The organism is Gluconacetobacter tumulisoli (assembly GCF_014174155.1).
In the GTDB taxonomy this organism is placed as follows: Bacteria; Pseudomonadota; Alphaproteobacteria; order Acetobacterales; family Acetobacteraceae; genus Gluconacetobacter; species Gluconacetobacter tumulisoli.
This window is the reverse complement of record NZ_JABEQM010000003.1, coordinates 39,929-59,279: the sequence shown is the minus strand read 5'-3', so window position 1 is coordinate 59,279 and position 19,351 is coordinate 39,929. Positions and strand designations below refer to the sequence as shown.

At 61.7% G+C, this 19,351-nt stretch carries 15 protein-coding genes; 9 read left to right on the top strand and 6 right to left on the bottom strand.

Features of this window, described 5'->3' with window-relative positions; translation table 11 throughout:
• The first annotated feature begins 439 nt into the window (after positions 1–439).
• The 3 genes from HLH28_RS04530 (at position 440) to HLH28_RS04520 (ending at position 5,001) form a co-directional block, all read left to right on the top strand.
• Complete coding sequence (locus tag HLH28_RS04530; protein ID WP_182955170.1) at positions 440–2,896, top strand: membrane-bound PQQ-dependent dehydrogenase, glucose/quinate/shikimate family; 2,457 nt, start codon at positions 440–442, stop codon at positions 2,894–2,896.
• Positions 2,897–2,974: 78 nt separating this feature from the next.
• Positions 2,975–3,865, top strand: coding sequence for a transporter (locus HLH28_RS04525; protein WP_182955167.1), 891 nt, complete (start codon positions 2,975–2,977; stop codon positions 3,863–3,865).
• Between the two features lie 185 nt (positions 3,866–4,050).
• Positions 4,051–5,001 (top strand): helix-turn-helix domain-containing protein, encoded by a 951-nt coding sequence (locus HLH28_RS04520; protein ID WP_182955164.1) that lies wholly within the window; start codon positions 4,051–4,053, stop codon positions 4,999–5,001.
• 190 nt (positions 5,002–5,191) lie between these two features.
• On the opposite strand, the gene HLH28_RS04515 is transcribed toward HLH28_RS04520, so the two are convergent.
• Positions 5,192–7,924: a TonB-dependent receptor plug domain-containing protein gene (locus HLH28_RS04515; RefSeq protein ID WP_182955162.1), complete on the bottom strand. Its 2,733-nt coding sequence runs from the start codon at positions 7,922–7,924 to the stop codon at positions 5,192–5,194.
• A 533-nt stretch (positions 7,925–8,457) separates the two neighbouring features.
• On the opposite strand from HLH28_RS04515, the gene HLH28_RS04510 reads away from it, so the two are divergent.
• Positions 8,458–9,393: a LysR substrate-binding domain-containing protein gene (locus HLH28_RS04510; RefSeq protein WP_182955983.1), complete on the top strand. Its 936-nt coding sequence runs from the start codon at positions 8,458–8,460 to the stop codon at positions 9,391–9,393.
• Between the two features lie 8 nt (positions 9,394–9,401).
• Here the strand turns inward: HLH28_RS04510 and HLH28_RS04505 are convergent, their stop codons facing one another.
• On the bottom strand, positions 9,402–10,901 hold the full coding sequence (locus HLH28_RS04505) for an aspartate ammonia-lyase (protein WP_246395676.1): 1,500 nt from the start codon (positions 10,899–10,901) through the stop codon (positions 9,402–9,404).
• Positions 10,902–11,140: 239 nt separating this feature from the next.
• Between HLH28_RS04505 and HLH28_RS04500 the strand changes: the two genes are divergently transcribed.
• Positions 11,141–12,343: a pyridoxal phosphate-dependent aminotransferase gene (locus HLH28_RS04500; RefSeq protein WP_182955159.1), complete on the top strand. Its 1,203-nt coding sequence runs from the start codon at positions 11,141–11,143 to the stop codon at positions 12,341–12,343.
• 64 nt (positions 12,344–12,407) lie between these two features.
• On the opposite strand, the gene HLH28_RS04495 is transcribed toward HLH28_RS04500, so the two are convergent.
• The 4 genes from HLH28_RS04495 to HLH28_RS04480 are packed head-to-tail and all read right to left on the bottom strand — an operon-like array spanning position 12,408 to position 15,425.
• Positions 12,408–12,869 (bottom strand): acetyl-CoA carboxylase biotin carboxyl carrier protein, encoded by a 462-nt coding sequence (locus tag HLH28_RS04495; RefSeq protein WP_338029653.1) that lies wholly within the window; start codon positions 12,867–12,869, stop codon positions 12,408–12,410.
• Positions 12,866–14,233, bottom strand: coding sequence for an acetyl-CoA carboxylase biotin carboxylase subunit (gene accC, locus HLH28_RS04490; RefSeq protein ID WP_182955152.1), 1,368 nt, complete (start codon positions 14,231–14,233; stop codon positions 12,866–12,868). Before accC ends, HLH28_RS04495 begins: the two co-directional genes overlap by 4 nt.
• Positions 14,230–14,664, bottom strand: coding sequence for a biotin/lipoyl-containing protein (locus HLH28_RS04485; RefSeq protein ID WP_182955150.1), 435 nt, complete (start codon positions 14,662–14,664; stop codon positions 14,230–14,232). Before HLH28_RS04485 ends, accC begins: the two co-directional genes overlap by 4 nt.
• Before the next feature lie 5 nt (positions 14,665–14,669).
• Complete coding sequence (locus tag HLH28_RS04480) at positions 14,670–15,425, bottom strand: SDR family oxidoreductase (RefSeq protein WP_182955147.1); 756 nt, start codon at positions 15,423–15,425, stop codon at positions 14,670–14,672.
• 411 nt (positions 15,426–15,836) lie between these two features.
• Here HLH28_RS04480 and pxpB point away from each other — a divergent pair, with 411 nt between their 5' ends.
• From pxpB to HLH28_RS04460, 4 genes are all read left to right on the top strand, one after another.
• Positions 15,837–16,469, top strand: coding sequence for a 5-oxoprolinase subunit PxpB (pxpB, locus tag HLH28_RS04475; RefSeq protein WP_182955977.1), 633 nt, complete (start codon positions 15,837–15,839; stop codon positions 16,467–16,469).
• On the top strand, positions 16,466–17,473 hold the full coding sequence (locus HLH28_RS04470) for a 5-oxoprolinase/urea amidolyase family protein (protein WP_182955145.1): 1,008 nt from the start codon (positions 16,466–16,468) through the stop codon (positions 17,471–17,473). The genes pxpB and HLH28_RS04470 overlap by 4 nt, the downstream gene beginning before the upstream one ends.
• Positions 17,470–18,237 (top strand): LamB/YcsF family protein, encoded by a 768-nt coding sequence (locus HLH28_RS04465; RefSeq protein ID WP_182955142.1) that lies wholly within the window; start codon positions 17,470–17,472, stop codon positions 18,235–18,237. The genes HLH28_RS04470 and HLH28_RS04465 overlap by 4 nt, the downstream gene beginning before the upstream one ends.
• 172 nt (positions 18,238–18,409) lie before the next feature.
• Complete coding sequence (locus tag HLH28_RS04460) at positions 18,410–19,333, top strand: DMT family transporter (protein WP_182955139.1); 924 nt, start codon at positions 18,410–18,412, stop codon at positions 19,331–19,333.
• Positions 19,334–19,351: the final 18 nt, after the last annotated feature.

Here is a 19,351-nt window from a genome sequence, read left to right as displayed (position 1 = left end):
GACCGCATCGCACCCCTGACCGACCATCACGCCGAACGTGCCATAGATGGTGTGTGGCGTCCGGACATGCGTCTGGTGGTCCGGCGGGCCCGGGATTTTCGCTTGGTCCCTCCACGATGGACAGATTGACCTGACGAGCGATGCCGCCGGATGCACTCGATACGCGGGCGCTCCCGGACAAAGGGCCTGGCTGCTCGCTGGCTTCGATCTCAGCCGTCCGCGCACGGCCCGAGACCCTTATGGACTGGGAACCAGCCGTCACCTGTCTCACGGCTGAGACAATTGGCTCGTCCAGAAACAAACCTGTGTGAGCAACTCCGTGTGACGCATGGCGCTGGCCGTGGGCTGCATGCTGATCAGGGGAGCCGGCCGCCGGAGACAGCAAAAGAATGCTGTCACGCGCTGTGCGGCCCATGAAAACTTTAGAGAGAAATGCGGCATGCGAGAACGTAACGGGGGGTTGTTGTCCATCATAACCTCTGTCTTGCTGGCCCTGACCGGGCTTTTTCTTTTTTTCGGTGGCGCGCAGCTGCTGTTTCTGGGCGGTTCGTGGTTCTATGTTCTGACGGGTGCCGTCATGCTCGGCGTGGCGGTCTGCGGGTTCAGGATGCCGAAGCTGGCCAGCCGTATCTATGCCGGCTTCCTGCTGCTTGCGACCCTCTGGGCGCTGGTCGAGGTCGGGTTCGACATCTGGGGCCTTGAGGTGCGTCTTCTGACGCTGGTGGGCATTGGCGTCTGGATGCTGCTTCCGTGGGTCTGGCGGTCCGGCCCGGGCTGGCTTGCGGACAAGCGGGAACTGCTTGGCGCGGTCGGAATTTCCTGTCTGGTGCTGCTGGTCAGCTGCTTCAGCTCCTATTCGATCAACGGGACTGTCCCCGCGGACCGGATGGCGGCGCAGGGGCAGCCGGACCCGGCATCCGATGGCGTTGCCGATGCCGACTGGTCGGCCTACGGGCGCACGGTGGGGGGCGATCGGTATTCGCCTCTCGGCCAGATCACGCCGGCGAATATCGGCACGCTGAAACGTGCCTGGCTGACGCGGACGGGCGATGTCCAGCAGGTTGGCGAGGGCACGGTCGCGGGTCCCGACCAGGGGCACGAATTCAATCTCGAGGTCACGCCGATCAAGGTTGGCAACACGCTCTACATGTGCACGCCGCACAGCCGGGTGATGGCGCTCGATGCCGCCACCGGCAAGGTGAAATGGAATTTCGACCCCCATCCCGCGATGGCGGACCTGGCGAAGAACGTCTATCTCGCCTGCCGCGGCGTGACATATTACCGCATCCCCGATGAAATCCAGACGAGCTGCCGGACGCGCATCTATTCGCCCGTGGCGGACGTGCGCATGGTTGCGCTGGACGCCGAGACCGGGAAGCCGTGCGAGGATTTCGGCGATCATGGCTTCATCTCCATGCGCCAGTATCTCGGCCACGTGCCGCATGGCTTTCACTTCATCACCTCGCCGCCCATGGTGGCCAAGAACCGCCTGATCACGGGCGGCTGGATTTTCGACAATCAGGCCAATTTCGAACCTTCCGGCGCCATCCGCGCGTTCGACGCGACGACGGGCGAGATTGCATGGGCATGGGATGCCGGTCATACGCCCGAGACCTGGAAGCCGGGCCCGGACGACGTGCTGACGGGCGACACGCCGAATGCGTGGGGCGTCTACACGGCGGACCCGGCGCTCGGCATGGTCTATATCCCGACGGGCAATTCCCCGCCGGACAATTGGGGTGGCTCGCGCCGTCCGTTCGACGATGCGACATCCTCCGCGACGATCGCGCTTGATATCGTGACGGGTGAACGCCGCTGGACGTATCAGACGGTCCATCACGATCTGTGGGACATGGATATTCCATCCGGCCCTTCCATGGTGGAACTGCCCGGCCCGAACGGGGAGAGCGTGCCGGCACTGGTGCAGAGCACGAAGCGTGGCGAATTCTTCGTTCTGGATCGCCGCACCGGGCAGCCGGTTCCGGGATATCCCGTCGAGGAACGACTCGTTCCGACGGCGGGGCATGCGCCCGACGACCGTGTCTCTCCGACGCAGCCCTATCCGGCGGCGATGCCCAGCCTGACGCCCCCCGATCTCAAGGAGAGCGACATGTGGGGGGCGACGCTGCTGGATCAGATGATCTGCCGCATCGAATATCGCCAGTCCGCATACGAAGGACAGTTCACCCCCCCGCATGTCGGCAAGACGACAATCGTCTATCCGGCATTCTATGGTATCGTCGACTGGCAGGGCATCACGATCGATCCGCAGAGAAAGATCATGCTGGCCAACGCGAGCTATCTGCCCTTCCGCATCAAGCTGGACAAGCGCCAGACACTGGAGGGGTCGGGGACGCTGCCGAAATGGAACGGCCAGGGTGAGGAACCCGCGGCCAAGGGGGACGCGCTTTCGGTCTCTCCGGATTACGGCACGCCGTATATCGCCTTCACCAATCCCTGGCTGAACCCGCTGCAGATTCCCTGCAAGGGGCCGGTGTGGGGCACGATGACGGCGATCGACCTCGTGACGAAGAAGATCGTCTGGCAGCACCCTGTCGGGACGACCCGTGACACGGGGCCTTTCCGGACACACAACAACCTGCCTCTGCCGACCGGAATGTACAACATCGGCGGCAGCATCGTGACCAAGGGTGGCGTCGTGTTCATGGGGGCCACGGCGGACGATTACCTGCGGGCTTTCGACCTGGCGACCGGCAAGGTCATCTGGAACGACCGTCTGCCGGCGGGCGGACAGGCGACGCCGATGTCCTATGAAATCGGCGGCAAGCAGTATGTGCTGATCGCGGCCGGTGGACATGGCGGCCTGGGCACCAGAAGCGGCGACTACATCATCGCCTATACGCTCGACGGCGCGCAGGGCACGCCGGCGCAATAACGACCACGACCTTCAGCGGGCACCCGGCTGGCGCTTCGGCGCAGGCCGGGTGCCCGCGCCTTTCGACGGAATCCTCCCATGCATCGGACGGAACAGCCGGAATGGCTTCATGCCATCGCGCGCCTCACCATTGCCTCTGTCGCGCTGCTTGGTGCGAAGACGGCACGTGCGGCGGATGTCACCCTCGGCATCATCGGACCACATGAATATGACCTGCCCGTCGATTTCACGCCGTTCAACGTGCTGGTCCAGTACGGCGACGGCAATGCGGCGGGAAATTCCTACAACAGCCTGGGGCAGCGAACCCCTGCCGGGGGAAGTCACACCTGGTCGGGCCTGACGAAATATGTCCATTTCCGCAGCTTCGATGCGATCCCGCACGTCGGCTTCGCTTTCGAGCTGATCCAGGCCGAAAGCTACTCTCTTGCGAACGGGACGAATTATGGCGGCCTTGGGCCGACCATCGTCGGCCCGGCAGCCTGGTTCAAGCCGAACAGCCACAGCACGCTCGGCATCCAGACCTTCATGCAGACACCCGTCGGCACGCGCGACGCGACCTCTCCGAACTACTGGTCGAATATTTCGAGCCTGATTTTCGATTATGAATGGAAATATTTCAGCTTCGACGGCGATGCCGGGACCGTCGTCGGGTCGACAAAGCACATCAAGGGCCAGCACAGCTATTCGCCGGGTGTCATATTCTACACCAATCTGCGGTTCAGCTGGAAAGCCACCCCGTTGGTCGAGCCCTTCCTTGCACTGGACTGGCAGAACGTGAACGGCACATACGACCGGACGGCAAGGCAATATCTGAATGATTCCAACAGCCGTGAGGTGGCACTCGGCACGGGGATCATGTTCAACATCTCCAAGCATCTGTCCTTCACCACACGCTATTCGCATTCCGTCGACGGTCGGAATATTCCCGAAAGCAACGCGTATTACGTGAAGTTCGTCTACCTGTGGTGACAACAGCGGGAGCGGGAGGGGCGTCCCGTTCTCGCCACGCACCCGGCAGGCGTTCACGCCGAAACGTGACACAAAATGCGTATGACGGCATATCAGATGCTGTATAAGTGAGCTGCCTTTCCGGGCCGGACGACCACGACGGAAACGGAAAGGCGGTGTGGCTGATGCGCAGACGGTGAGCGAAAATGAAAGCGGCTGGCGGCAAGGACGTGGCCTTTCGCCCTTCGGGGCCTGTTCCAAAAATACCGGGCGCAGGCGAAGTTGCAAAATCCTGGCAGCGCTGTTCGGGGTCCTATCAGCTTGATCCCTCGCAGGGATGGACGGCCGACGTGCTGTCCGGGGCAGAATTCCGCCATGTCAGCGGGCGGTCCGCGATTTTCCTCAGAACGGCAATGCCCGAGATGAGGCAGGTCTTCGATCTGGTGCAGGGGCTGGGCCTGATGGTTCTGCTGGCCGACCCGGACGCCATGATCCTCGCACGCTGTATTGACGAGGCCCATCTGCCGGTCTGTCGGCGGCTGCAGTTGCGCGAAGGGGCGCTCTGGCACGAAGAGGTGGCCGGAACGAACGGGATCGGAACGGCGGTCCAGGATTGCTGTCCGGTCTTTCTTGGCGAGGGCGAGCACTGGCGGTTCTGCTTTTCGCTTCTGGCGAGTTATGCGGTACCGATCTTCGATGCGCAGGGCCGTGTGGCGGGGGCAATCAATCTTGCCGCGTTCAACGGGGACACCACACGGCCCGTGGCATCGCTCGTGCTGGATACGCTGTTGCAGGCCGGACGGCGCATCGAGGAACAGCTTTTTCGCGAACGTCATGGAAGCGATCGGGTTCTGACCCTTGGCGTGGCAAAGGGATGCTCGGCACCGCTTGTCGCGATCAACAATGATGGCGAGGTGACGGGTGCGACGTACGCGGCGCGGGCACTGACAGGCTGGACGGACGACATGATCGACACGCATCCGAACCTGCTGACCGGTCTGGAAACGCGTGGCGAGATCAGTTTCCAGAAGGCGGAGGAGAATGTCATCCGCTCGGCCCTGGTGCTCTCGCAGGGCAATGCGAGTGTAACGGCGCGCAGTCTGGGAATCAGCCGCGCGACGTTGTATCGCAAGATGAAGGCGATGGGAATCAGGTGAGTCCGACAAGGTCGGATATCCGGTCTGTCCGACCGCTCGCCTGCGGTCGAGAATGTTGCCGCAGCATCACCTTCCGGCAGGCACCGTGGCGCGTTCACTCCGGCGCGCCGCTGCCTGAAAGCGACGCGCCGATGACCGCCAGTTCGTAACCCCGCCCACAATCAACCACTGATCGAGACGGGATCCGATCTTAGAACGTAACATCCACGCGGCCGTAATAATATCCGCCCGTCATGGGAATGCCCGCTGCATAGGTGTCGTAGATATTCGTGCCGTTATAGCGTGTCGATTGCGGAATCTGGCGGGGACGGATGTTGAAGATGTTGTTTGCGCCCAACGCCACATGCCAGTTGGGATTGATGCGATATCCGACCTGGAGATCGGTCAGCCACCTCGGCGAGCCCTTGAACTGGTAAAAGCACTTCGTGGAATACTGCTTGGCCGAGCCGTCGGGGCAGGTACCTGTCGCCCAATCCTGGTAGGTCAGCAGGCTGGTGGTCTCGCCATAGCGGCTTTGCCGGACATTGATGTCGAAATTGCCGATCGTCCAAAGCGCATTGAGGATCAGCTTGCTGCGCGGATATTCCGTCGTGAACTGTGAAATCGCCTGCGCGTTGAGAAGCGGCGCACCGGTCGCGCCGCTGGCGATGTGCCCCACGCGGGTCCGGTTCAGGTCCAGCGCCGCCGTCAGGGCCAGGTTGCCATAGCGCTGCAGGTGAAGAATATAATCGGCCTTGATGTCCAGCCCCTGGGTGCGGGTGCTCGCGCCATTGGTGATGTAGTTGGCCGTCACGTTTTGTGCCGGAATGGTTGACGGCACCGCAAAGCCAAACGATTCCAGCGCGCTGACCGCGGCCGCCCCGTTATAGGAGCTGCTGCTGACGAGACGGTCCCGGATGGCGATCTGGTAGGCGTCGACCTCGACATGGAATCCGTCGATCGGTTCCAGCACAAAGCCGCCCGAGAGATTCCAGGATCGTTCGGGTTTCAGCGGTGTTGCGCCGAGTTCACGCGCAGCGGCCGAATCGGCCGGCAAAAGCCCCCCGGCGGCGGTCGGCTGCAGACTGGCCGAACTGTAATGCTGCTCCGCGAGCGTCGGAGCGCGGAAGCCGTTGCTGATCGTTCCACGGATGGCAATGCGCCGCGTGAAATCATATCGCGTCGAAATCTTTCCGTTCTCGGTATTTCCGGAATCCGTATAGTGCTCGAACCGTCCGGCCAGGTCGATATCCCAGTGCGGAAGCGGTTTGATATCCGTGTCGATATAACCGGCCCAGATGTCGCGGTTCCATGATCCGGCATTGCTGGGCGTCAACCCGACGATGGCCTGGGGTCCACCAACCTGGTAAGACGCCGGTTCTCCCGGGGTGAGTTCGTACATTTCCAGGCGATGCTCTGCACCGAATGCCAGGTTGAGCGGCATGTGGAAAGGCAGGGTCAGCCCGCGGCGGAAGTCCAGCTTGTTATCCCACTGGGCCGACGTGAAGCCTTTCAGGAAGAAGTTGGTCTTGGCGTAGCCACAACCGTCCCCCGACGCATACGGAGACGTCGGATCGACCGAAGCCGGGACGCAGGTGGATTTCAGCATCCCCAGATTGACATTGTTGGTCGTCGACAGGTTGACCTGATCGGCGCCGTACGTGGTACTCAGATTCCAGTCGAAGCCCAGGAAATTGCTCCCCTTCAGCCCGAGCGTGGCCGCGTAGTCATTCTCTTCGCCCACATCGAGGGGCTCGAAGCCGTACGGGTAGACCGAAGGCAGCACGGTGGGCAGACGATATTGCTCGAACGCCTGCGAATGACGGTGGGCATATGTAATCATGCCGTATCCGTCGATATTTTCGGACAGGGGTTTACCAAACGTCAGCGCAAGGGACTCCCGGGTTTCCTCGGGAACGTTGGTGACCTGATTCGAATAAAGAGGAATCTTCATGCTTCCCGTATATGCGCCCGCCGTATACGCGCCGGGAGGTGCCTGGTCTTCGATGAATCTGTGATCTATCGCCCGAATGACGGAATCATCCCGGTGCATGAACTGCCCGGACAAATGCATGTACCCATCGTTGCCGAGCTTGAACCCGCCATCGGCGTCGAGCTGGGCCGTCCATCCATCACCATTATAGGCATTGGCGCCGGTGGTGGCGCTGACATGCAGCCCCGAGGCCTTCTTCTTCGTAATGATGTTGATCACGCCGGCAATGGCGTCGGATCCATAAAGCGCCGCGGCACCGTCTTCCAGTACCTCGATATGGTCGATTGCGGCAGCGGGAATCGTGTTCAGGTCAACAGGCGTGGAGCCGAAATTCACCCCTGCCCCTGTGCTGATATTCGCGGTCGTATGACGACGAATACCGTCGACCAGCACCAGGACATGGTTGGGATTGAGTCCACGCATACGGATGGACGAGGTCAGGGCATCGGCGTTCTGGCCCATCGCCTGGATGTTGATGGAAGGATAGGTACGTGCCAGGGCCTCGGCCAGATTCGGCAGCCCCGTACGTGCGAGTGTCGCCGCCGTGACGACCGAAATCGGGCTCGAACTCTGACGCGCGTGACGATTGGGCGCCCGTGTTCCCGTCACGATGACCTGCTCGTCCGCGTCGGATTTGTGCTTCGGTTGAACACCGCCGCGCCCCCTGCCCGTCGCGGTGGAACGAGCGGATTTCTTCGCACCGCCGGATCCCTGGATGTGCACGTTCCCATCGTCTGCACGAGCAGCCGTCGCCAGAGGAAGCGTTACGGTCGCGGTTGCGAACAGGCCAAATGCCGCCAGACACGCCACCGGCCGCAAGGCCGTGCCCGCCTTCCACCCCGACGCGGACACGAATTTCGATTTCCCGTTTTTCTTCAACGGGAGTTCTACTGGAAGAGCGACGTCGACATTGCCATGTGACCGCGACTCCCGGGAATGCTGAATCAACATTTTCGTCCTCTTCACCTGTATTGACTCAGGAATGATCCCGAGATGGAACGATACGTTCAGTCCTCTGCCGACGGCACGATCTCGCCGCTCCGGCAATGCTTTCGATTGCGGAAAATCCAGGACAGAATTATCGACTGCTTCGTTACAAATTACGCTACATTCGGGAATATGGCAGCATAATTAAATTGTATGGCTCGGAGGGGGACACCCGGGAAATCCCATGGAAACGTCGGCACCACGCCCTTGATATTACGAAGTCGAAAAGTTACGTCTCCCGTATCGAATATCGCCATGCAGCGACACAGCGATCCACACGCATCCCGCCCCGACATCACTGACCTGGTCGGCCCCGAAGGGACGGCCGACCTTTCCGGCCCAAGGGATATTCCAGCAGGAGAGCCACGACCCGGACCGCAGCAGACCATCATGGGTCGGCTTTGAGGCCGGCACGTCCAGCCGCTCATTCATTGACGAATTGAGTGGAAGTGCCTATTATCTAGGCAATACCCCCTTGCGGCAAGATGGAGCTTCAGTTGGACATAAGGCGGCTGCAGGCATTTGTAAAAATAATAGACCTCGGCAGCATCTCGCGTGCCGCCGATCTCCTCAATATTGCCCAGCCCGCACTCAGTCAGCAATTGGCAGCGCTTGAAAGTGCCTTCAAGCAGAAGCTCGTCATCAGAAGCAAGAGTGGGGTCACCCCGACGACGGCCGGCCTGGAATTGTATCGGCATGCGCAGATCCTGATCAAGCAGCTCGACAGGGCCATGGTCGAAATCGGCGCCGGCGTCGGGCCGCTTGTTGGCAAGGTATCGGTCGGTCTTTCGCCATACAGTGCCGGGTCGACACTCTCCGTCGACCTGCTGCAGCGCGTGCGGTCGCGCCTTCCCGGGATCACTCTCCATTTAACCGAGAGCTTTGACGATATATACAGTGAACTGATCATGACCGGCCGCCTGGATATGGCCGTCATTCATGGCGCCGGTCCGATCAAGGGGGTCATTTTCACACCGTTGATGAAGGAAGACTTCTTTCTTCTTGCCCCCATATCTCTGGAATTTCCCCAAGATTCGGCAGGCGCGGTTCAACTGGCGGACATCGTCGACATTCCTCTTCTGGTTCCCCCCAAGCATAATTTCGTCCGACATCGCATTGACATGGCGTTCCTGCGCAAGCAGCTCAAGCCCAATATCGTTGCGGAGATCGAAGCTCTGCTCACGTTGCAGGAATCAATAGCCGAAGGCATCGGCAGCACGATTCTTCCATGGTCCGTCGCCAGCCGAATTGTCGTGCCGGATAAATCCAGAATTTATCCTTTGCGCAACCCGGTGATCCAGGAAGATGTGTCTCTCTGTATTCCCGAAACGGTTCCCGAAACCGAAGCCTCGGTGGCGGTCCGGGAACATCTGATCGATTTGGCCAGGGCAATGGCGACCTCACGGAACTGGCCGGGAACGCAGGCGTCCTAGCGGCCCGTTCAGCCGACATGTCCGCCGAGATTGGGTTGGGTCAGTGCCTCATGCCGCAGGATTTCCATAAGTCTTTCCTGGGACAGAAGATCTTCTTCGCGCACCAGGTCAGTGATCTTCCTGTGTTCCACAAGCGCTCGCTTGGCCAGCGTCGAACAGATATCGTACCCGAGCACCGGCACAAGCGCCGTCACCGCGCCGATACTGTTTTCGGACAAATACCTGCACCTGTCGATATCAGCCTCGATTCCCGAAATACAGCGCGACTGAAGTGTATCGACAGCAGATGTCAGCAGTTTCATTGAAGACAGAAGACAATAGCCGATCATCGGCTCGAACGGGTTAAGCTGAAGCTGCCCGCCATCCGCGCACATCGTGATCGTCACGTCATGACCGGCGACGAGATAGGCTACCTGATTCACCATTTCGGGTATAACCGGATTGACCTTGCCGGGCATGATCGAAGACCCGGCCTGAACCGCGGGCAGCACGATCTCGCCCAGTCCGGCACGCGGTCCGCTCGACAGCAATCTCAGGTCGCTCGAAATCTTGGACAGTTTGAGGGCCAGCCTTTTCAACGTCCCGGAAAACAGCGTGAAAGCCCCAACGTCGGACGTTGCATCGATAAGATCCGGGGCAGAAACGATGGGACGGCCGGTCAATCGGGCCAGTTCGGCCGTGACCACCCGCCTGTAACGTGGATCGGTATTCAGCCCGGTACCAATAGCCGTCCCCCCGAGATTGACCTGGAGAAATGCGGCCGACTGGTCCCTCAGGCTTCGGATTTCCGCCTCGATCGCGCTTTTGAACGCGCCGAACTCCTGGCCCAGTGTCATCGGCACGGCGTCACGCAGCTGAGTACGACCGACCTTGAGGATGGAAGCGAACGCCGTCGCCTTGGCGCCCAGGCCCGCCACAAGCCCGGTCAGGGCGGTGACCAGGGGGTCGACGGCAAGGAGCGCCGCCAGCCTGAGCGCGGTCGGATAGGCATCATTGGTCGACTGCGCCATGTTGACGTGGTCGTTGGGATGCAGGGCAGCATAATCGCCCCGTGACCTGCCGGAAATCTCGAGCGCGACGTTCGCGATGACCTCGTTCGCATTCATGTTGGTGGATGTTCCCGCCCCACCCTGCATGGCATCCACGACGAAATGGTCGCGGTAGCGTCCATCGTTCAATATCTCGATACACGCCGCCTCGATGGCGGTTGCACGCTCGGCATCCAGATACCCCAGCGCGCGATTTGCGCGTGCAGCCGCCTGCTTGACGATCACCAGCGCCTGGACGAGCTCTTCGAATGCCCCGATCGGCGTACCGCTGACCCGAAAATTCTCGATTGCCCGCTGGGTATGCACGCCCCAGAGGGCATCGGCGGGAATCTCGACTTTTCCCAGGAGATCACGCTCGACCCGACAGCTTGGCCGACACGCCTTTCCATCCGTCGCCCCTTCGGCGAGGCCGGAGGACAGGCGATCGCTGACGTCACTACCCTGCATCATGTCGGCCATTGTGAATCCTGGGATCAGAAAATGGGACGATCGACGTCGAGCCGGCTTTCGACTGGTCCGTATCGCCGACCAACGCCGCCCCGACCGTCTCTGTACTGTAATATTAAGGCCGTCCTCCACCTCCATATAATTGTTGTATGGGGCCAGACTATTTTCGTCGGTATCTAAGCGAATACGAAACGATCTAGGTTAAGCCAAACCCAGATAATATCGTGCTATCGAGACTGGAGAAACCATCGATGCCTGGCTTTGCAGACCGACTGAACGGGATTGCGATCTCCGCTTCCGCAGCCATGACGGACAAGGCGTCTGCGCTCAAGGCACAAGGCATGAAGATCGTCAGCCTTTCGTCGGGGGAACCCGACTTCCCGACCCCTGGCCACGTCGTCGAGGCGGCCATCGTCGCCGCGCGTGGCGGGGATACCAAATACCCGCCCCAGGACGGCAAGCCGGCCCTGAAGAAGGCGGTCCAGGCCAAGTTCCAGCGGGATAACAACCTTCATTACGGATTGGACGAAATCCTGGTCGCGAATGGCGCGAAGCAGATCATCTACAATGCCATGATGGCCACCTGCAATCCGGGTGACGAGGTGGTGCTGCCGACGCCGTACTGGATCAGCTATGCCGACATCGCCCGATTGGGTGGCGCCCGCATCGTGCAGGTGCCCTGCCCTGCCGGCAATGATTTCCGCCTGTCGGCCAGGGACCTGGAGGCGGCGATCACGCCGAAGACCAAATGGCTGGTGCTGAATTTCCCCAACAATCCGACGGGCGCCTGCTGCCCCCGCAAGGATCTGGAGGACATCGCGGCTGTCATGATGAAACATCCTCATGTGTGGATCCTGACGGACGATATCTATGAGCACCTCATCTACGATGATTTTGAATTCTGCACGCTGGCGGAAATCGAGCCGCGCCTGAAGGATCGGGTCCTGACGGTCAACGGCGTGTCCAAAGCCTATGCCATGACCGGATGGCGCGTGGGCTTCTGTGGCGGCCCAAGGGAACTGATCGCCGCCATGAACAATATGCAGGGCCAGGCCACCAGCGGCATCAACACCATCGCCCAGGCCGCCGCCATCGCGGCACTTGAAGGGCCGCAGGACTATCTCAATGACCGGGCGCAGGAGTATCAGGCGCGGCGCGACCTCGTCGTCGGCCTTCTGAACGCGATTCCCGGCCTGCGATGCCACACGCCGCAAGGGGCCTTCTATGTCTATCCCGAAATCGGCGCCTGCCTGGGAAAGACCACGAAGGGCGGTCGCCGGATCGAGAGCGACACCGACTTCGTCATGGCGCTTCTGGAAGAGCAACAGGTCGCGACCGTGCAGGGAGCGGCCTACGGGATGAGCCCCTTCTTCCGCATTTCATATGCGACGGATACGGACACCCTGCGCGAGGGTTGCCGGCGTATCGCCGAATTCGTGTCTTCGTTGACGTAAGACCGAAAAGCGCCGGGGGAAGAGGTACTTCCCCCGGCTCTGCCCGCCGGGATCCGTTCCCCGGCTAAACGCCCCCGGGTCTGATCTTCAAGATTTCGGCGCCATATCCGACCAGGTCGCCCGCTCGCCCGACAATTTCCACGATCTCGCCGTCAACGGGCGCCGTGACCGGAACCTGAAGGGTTTCAAGGGTCAGAAGTGCCACGATATCGCCCTTATGGACAGTCGATCCAACAGGCGCGAACGCGTCTTCGCCGGGTGGACGCACCAGGCATAGCCGCCCGAAGAACGGTGCCTTCGCGGCAACCAGTTCGACCGCCGCGGGTTGCGGCACCGGCTGCGCGATCACGCCCTGCCCCACCGGCAGCGACACTGGCGCGACGGAGATCCGCAACCGGCCGCCCACGCAGCTTGAGAGTTCCACGGACTCCACTCCCGCCTCGGCCAGCCACGTCGCGATCTGGCCGATTTCCTCTATGTCCGGGAGCGTATCCAGGTCGGGAATCACTTTCGATGGTCCGGTCACGACGTCGTCCTTTCCGCCAGCCATCGCTCGAGATAATGAATGTCGACGCCCCCCTCCTGGAAGCGGGGATCTGCCAGCACATCCTGATGCAGGCGCAGATTGGTGGAAACGCCCTCCACGCGCATCTCCGCCAGCGCGACGCGAAGGCGGGCGATAGCCTCCTCCCGCGACGCGCCGTGGCCGATGATTTTGCCGATCAGCGAATCGTAATAGGGCTGGACCGTATAACCGTCGACAACATGCGTATCGACCCTGATCCCCGGGCCACCCGGCAGATCCCAGCGCGAGATCGTCCCCGGCGACGGCATGAACGAAAACGGGTCCTCGGCGTTGATCCGGCACTCGATCGCATGACCGTGGGTGACGATTTCCTCCTGCCTGATCGCCAGCGCCTCGCCTTGCGCGATCTTCAACTGCGCGCAGACGATATCGATGCCGGTCGTCGCTTCGGTGATCGGATGTTCCACCTGCACGCGCGTATTCATCTCGATAAACGCGAAAATACCGTCCTCGTACAGGAACTCGAACGTCCCGGCGCCGCGATATCCGATCTTGCGGCAGGCCTCGGCACACCGGGCACCAATCTGGGCAATGACGGCAGGTGGGATTCCAGGCGCGGGCGCCTCTTCCAGCACTTTCTGGTGGCGCCTCTGAAGCGAACAGTCGCGCGCCCCCAGCCACAAGGCCGTTCCGTGGGTGTCGCAGAGTACCTGGATCTCGATGTGACGCGGCTTCTGCATGAAGCGCTCGAGGTAGAGGGTGGGATTGCCGAAAGCCTGCTGCGCCTCCTTCGCCGTCAGCGTCACGGCCTCGGCAAGGTCCTTGGCGTCCCACACGACGCGCATGCCGCGTCCACCGCCCCCGCCCGATGCCTTCACGATCACCGGAAAGCCGACCTCCGCGGCCAGGGCCTGAACCTCGTCCATCGAAGCGGGCAACGGTCCGTCAGACCCCGGCACACAGGGAACGCCCGCATCCCGCATGGCGCGCTTCGCCGTGATCTTGTCCCCCATCAGGCGAATGGACGCGCCGGTCGGACCGATGAACGTCAGGCCCGCGGCTTCGACGGCGTCTGCGAAATCGGCATTTTCGGACAAAAATCCATATCCCGGATGAATGGCCGACGCCCCGGTAACCCTGGCAGCCAGCAGCAGCGCATCGGTGTCCAGGTAGCTCCGGCCCGCGGGCGCGGGGCCGATGCATAAAGCGACATCCGCCTCGCGCACATGGCGGCTCTCGGCGTCCGCCTCCGAATGAACTGCGACCGTTTCCAGCCCGAGCTGCCGGCACGCGCGCTGGATACGCAGGGCGATTTCGCCGCGATTGGCAATCAGGACCCTGTCGAAACGCTTCCTGTCGCTCATTTCAGACGAAACAGGGGCAAGCCTGCCTCCACTTCCGCGCCATCCTGAACCAGGATATCCACGATCCGACCCGACAGCGTTGCCTTGACCGCATTGAATACCTTCATTGCCTCGACAATCCCCACCTGCTGGCCGGCCTCTATGTCCTGCCCGACCTTCACATAGGGAGGCGTCCCCGGTGACGGAGAAAGATGGAAAACGCCATAGGTGGGGGCCGTGATGATTCGTGTGTCTTCCGCCGGTGCGGCAGCCGGCTGTTCCGGGATGATCGCCCCCGCCCGATCCACTGGCCGGTTCACGACGATCGGCGCGGAGCCGTCTGCCTTTCCACGGCTTATCCTGATCAGTTGGCCGCCTTCCTCGATCTCCAGTTCGTTGATTGGAGCATGCGCGAAGAGATCGATCAGGCGTTTGAGACGCAGGATGTCCACTGGCGTCACGCCGGATCAGCTGATTTCTTCGCGAAGTTGAGACCACCGACCACCTGCATGGTCGGCAGCACTTCCATGAAGCTGACGTTCATGCGCTGCGGCGCCAGCACCGCAAAGGCAACCGAATTGGCGATGTCCACCGGAAGAAGGGACTCGTACTCGTCGAAAAACCTGCGCTTTGCCTCTTCCATGTCACCGATCAATCGACCGAAGACTTCAGTCTCCACCCGCGCCGGAGAAATTTCGGTAACGCGCACGTGCGACCCATAAAGATCGCACCGCAGTTGCTGCGACAGCGAATGCACGCCGGCCTTCGTCGCATGGTAAATCGTGTTGCCACCGGCAAACGCGTAATGGCCGGCGATCGAGCTGATATTGATGACATGGCCGCGATCGCGCCGGATCATGCCCGGGACGACCAGGTGCGTCAGTTGCAGGACGGCGCGCAGATTCACGTCGACCAGGGCGTCGATGTCGTCCGCAGTCGTGTTGACGATATTGCCCGTGCGGGATTGGCCAGCGTTATTGACCAGAATATCGATGTCGATCGAGCTGGAAAGTGCAGCCATGGCATCACGATCGGACACGCTCATGGCATGGGGGATGCAGCCCGTCTCATCGGCCAGCCGCGCCAGCCGGTCCTTGTCGCGAGCAACGGCATGCACCTCGATCCCGGCTTCCCGCAGGCGCCCGACGATTGCCGCACCGATTCCAGACGACGCCCCGGTGACCAGAGCGGTACGATACGGCTGGTTGCTCATCTGTTTGGATCCCGATCCTGCAAAGAAAAGATTGCCGCTCGACGCAGGTCATCGTGCGTCGAACAGACATTATTCGCTTGATGCTAGTATCGTAACAAACGGATCGCCAAGAGCAGTTCGATCTTGCGTCATAAGATAATGCGATAGAAGAGGTTACCGGCTTGATCCATAAGATTATCCGATAGCCTCACAGCAAAAATGGCTCTGGCGACCGTTCCGGGAACCGTCATAGTTTCAGTCATCGAATTGGAGAGTCCGGGCATATATCGTTGCGATATCGGTCTCAGATCCGGGCCTTTCACACCTTCGGGGCGTGAACGAACATCGTGCTGGAGACGGCCTAAGGTGAACAGGGATACGACGCACAATCCGGGCCTTGATGCCGACACATGCGACCAGCCTGTCGTCAGCATGATCGGAACGCGGGCAATGCTGTTTGAGGCGCCGGGTGAATTCACGCTCGCCCAGCAACGCCGAATATGGGCGTTGATGGAGGCAGCCCGCGATCGTGGCGACGTCCAGGAACTGATCCCCGGCGTCACGAACCTGATGCTGATATTTTCCACCCCGCCGGAGCGGCCGCAGAACGTGGCCGACTGGCTCCGGCACGCATGGGGGACATTGCCCGAACGGCATATCCAGGGACGGCTCTTTGAGGTCGGCGTGCGCTATGGCGGGCCATTGGGGGAGGACCTTGCCCATGTCGCCGCCCATACCGGCCTCTCGCCGTCGGACGTCATTTCCATCCACCATGCCGGCGAATACACTGTCTGCGCGCTGGGAAGCGCACCCGGGTTCGGATATCTGCACGGCCTCGACCCGCGCATCGCCACGCCCCGCAAGGCGGTTCCTTCCCTGAAGATGCTGGCGGGCACGGTAACAATCGGCGGCATGCAGGCCGGGATTTCCGCCCTGACGGGGCCAAACGGATGGAATTCCATCGGGTTTGCCGAACTCGCCCTGTTCGACCCGCAGAGGGATCCGCCCGCACTGTTTTCGATCGGGGACCGAATCCGATTCTATCCGGAAAGTATCGAACTGTGATTACGGTCCTCGAAAGCGCGGCGCTGAATACGGTGCAGGACCTGGGACGCTTCGGCTATCGCCAGCTCGGCGTGGGAACGTCCGGCGCCATGGATCCCCTGGCCCTTCAGGTCGGTAATATTCTGCTGGATAATCGGCCGGGCGACGCAGGTATCGAGATCCAGACCTATCCTTTCGTCATACGTTTCGAATCTGCCGGCAGCTTCAGCGTGACGGGCGTCGACGCCGTTCTGGACCTCGACGGGCATCCCGTCCTGCCGTGGTCCGTCGAACACGCGACGGCCGGGCAGGTTCTCACGGTCGGCCCCCCGCGTCGCGGCGCCCGCGCGTATATATGCGTCGCGGGTGGGGTGGATGTCCCTATGGTGCTGGGCTCGCGCAGCACCCAGTTGCGCGGCGGATTCGGCGGCCTGTCGGGCAGGCCGCTCGAAGCAGGCGATGTCCTGAAAATCGCCGGCGGCCCCGCCCTGTCGGGATATGGGGCGCTGCCCCCCGCCGTAGCCCTCAGCCGCCCATGCGATGGCGGCGAAGGCAACGTCGTGACGCTGCGCGCCATTCCCGCCACGGACTATCACCTCTTCACCAGCCCGGCGCGCGACCGGTTCTGGCAGGCGGAATGGCGCATCACGCCGCAGAGCGATCGCGTGGGATATCGCCTCAAGGGCGAACCCCTGACGCTGCAGCGCCCGGTCGAACTGCGCTCGTATGGCATTGTCCCCGGGATCGTCCAGGTCCCCCCGGCCGGCGAGCCCATCGTGCAGATGGCGGATGCCAATACCGCCGGGGGCTACCCCCGGATCGCGGGTATCATCGAAGCGGATCTCTGGCGCCTTGCCCAGGCACGCATCGGCACGCGGATACGCTTCGCGCAATGCGACCATCACCAGGGGGTTGCCGCCATGCGGCCGATCACATCCTATCTCGACGACCTCCGCATGATGGTCGACCTTTACCGCGGATCCGCCCGACGGCGCGCCCCCCATGCATCCGGAACCAAGCCATGAAAATCGATCTCAATTCCGATATGGGCGAAGGCTTCGGCCGCTGGAGCATCGCCGATGATGACGGGCTGATGCGCGTCGTCTCATCGGCCAATATCGCGTGCGGTTTCCATGCCGGCGATTACGCCATCATGGACCGCACGGTTCGGGCCGCGAAGGAAAGAGGGGTCGGCATCGGGGCGCACCCCGGCCTGCCGGATCTCATCGGCTTCGGCCGCAGAACGATGGCGGTATCCGATGCCGACATGGAGGCCATGCTGGCCTATCAGATCGGCGCCCTGCAGGCGGTCGCGGCGCGGCACGAACACCGCGTGACGCATGTCAGCTATCACGCCGCCTTTGGCACCATGGCCAACGCGGACGAAGGACTTGCCCTGCGGCTGGCCCGCACCATCGCCGCACTGGACCGCGACCTGACCGTGTTCTCGATGCCGGGTCAGCTTACGGAACGCGCGGCGGAAAAGGCCGGCCTGCGTGTGCTGACACTCTTCCTCGCCGATCGTGCCTACAGGGCCGATGGAAGCTTGGTGCCCCGTGGGCAACCGGGCGCCGTCATCCATGACCTGGCCGACGTCCGCGCGCGCGTGCGCCGATTCCTGGAGGACGGGTCGGTCACGACCATCGACGGATCCCGCCTGCCGGTGAAGGCGCGTTCGATCCTGGTGCACAGCGACACACCCGGATCGCTGGATCTTGCACGCGCCATCCGCGCTGAAATCGAAGCGACCGGCGCGGAACTGACGCCTGCCCATCACCTCGTGGACTGATGCCCGGCAGGCATAAGAATTCCCTATCCGGGCGCAGCGAAGTTTTATGACCGAAACGGAAGTTTCGAGCATTACATTATCGTGACGGCCCATCGGCGCGACGCCGGGGCCCGTTGTCAGCCGGTCATGAGGTGCACACGCGTCTGTGTCGTGCTTTGAGGTGAAAATCGCTATGAAGCACGATCTGAAACGCGGGGCACTCTTACTGGCATCGGCCACATTGTTCACGGCAATGCTGAATGCCCTCCAGAAACTGACGGGTTCGCAGCTTCCTGCACTTGAAATCATCTTCTTCCGGAACCTGTTTTCCCTGCCGTTCGTCATGATGATCGCCGCGCGAACGAAGATGACGCTGAAAACGCATCATTTCGGCGGTCACCTGCTGCGCTCGGTCGTCGGCCTGGCCAGCATGATCATGGTCGTGGTCACGGTCACGAGGATTCCTCTCGCGGAACAGCAGGTGCTCTCCTACACGCAGCCGCTCTTCCTCGTCCTGCTGTCGATTCCCCTGCTTCATGAAAATCCGTCACGTCATCGCTGGATTGCGGTTTCGATCGGCTTCTCCGGGGTCATCGTCGTTGCTTTGGGAAAGGGCCTTCTGCATTCGGGACCGGATTCCGTCCCCAGCTGGGCCTATTTCCTGGCCCTTGCGCAAGGCGCGGTCGGGGCGTTGACGACCATGCAGATCCGGCAATTGTCGGCAACCGAGTCGAGTACGACCATCGCCCTGTGGCAGGCCATCCTGATGACGGCCGCCACGGCCCTGCCGCTGCCTTTCATCTGGACCACGCCCCATATGACCGATGGCCTGTGCCTTGTCGCAGTGGGTGCCTTCGCCGGTATCGCGCAGGTCCTGCAAACAGAAGCCTTCGCCTCGGCCCAGGTGTCCGCCATCGGCCCCTTTGCCTATTCGGGTCTCCTCTGGGCCTCGGTCATCGGCTGGTTCGGATTTGGCGAAATTCCCGGCATTGCGATGCTGGCCGGAGGGCTGCTGATCATCGGCTCGGGCATATGGATGCTGCGTCATGACCGGCCGGAAACACGGCCGTCGGCCGCCAGTGGAATGATGGTTCCCACCAACGTCAAAGGAACGTAGCCATGTCTGGTGAACGGA

Coding starts and splice junctions, on each gene's coding strand:
- HLH28_RS04530 (WP_182955170.1), top strand. CDS start 440: ATGCGAGAACGTAACGGGGGGTTGTTGTCCATCATAACCTCTGTCTTG.
- HLH28_RS04525 (WP_182955167.1), top strand. CDS start 2,975: ATGCATCGGACGGAACAGCCGGAATGGCTTCATGCCATCGCGCGCCTC.
- HLH28_RS04520 (WP_182955164.1), top strand. CDS start 4,051: ATGAAAGCGGCTGGCGGCAAGGACGTGGCCTTTCGCCCTTCGGGGCCT.
- HLH28_RS04515 (WP_182955162.1), bottom strand. CDS start 7,924: ATGTTGATTCAGCATTCCCGGGAGTCGCGGTCACATGGCAATGTCGAC.
- HLH28_RS04505 (WP_246395676.1), bottom strand. CDS start 10,901: ATGGCCGACATGATGCAGGGTAGTGACGTCAGCGATCGCCTGTCCTCC.
- HLH28_RS04500 (WP_182955159.1), top strand. CDS start 11,141: ATGCCTGGCTTTGCAGACCGACTGAACGGGATTGCGATCTCCGCTTCC.
- accC (WP_182955152.1), bottom strand. CDS start 14,233: ATGAGCGACAGGAAGCGTTTCGACAGGGTCCTGATTGCCAATCGCGGC.
- HLH28_RS04480 (WP_182955147.1), bottom strand. CDS start 15,425: ATGAGCAACCAGCCGTATCGTACCGCTCTGGTCACCGGGGCGTCGTCT.
- pxpB (WP_182955977.1), top strand. CDS start 15,837: ATGATCGGAACGCGGGCAATGCTGTTTGAGGCGCCGGGTGAATTCACG.
- HLH28_RS04465 (WP_182955142.1), top strand. CDS start 17,470: ATGAAAATCGATCTCAATTCCGATATGGGCGAAGGCTTCGGCCGCTGG.
- HLH28_RS04460 (WP_182955139.1), top strand. CDS start 18,410: ATGAAGCACGATCTGAAACGCGGGGCACTCTTACTGGCATCGGCCACA.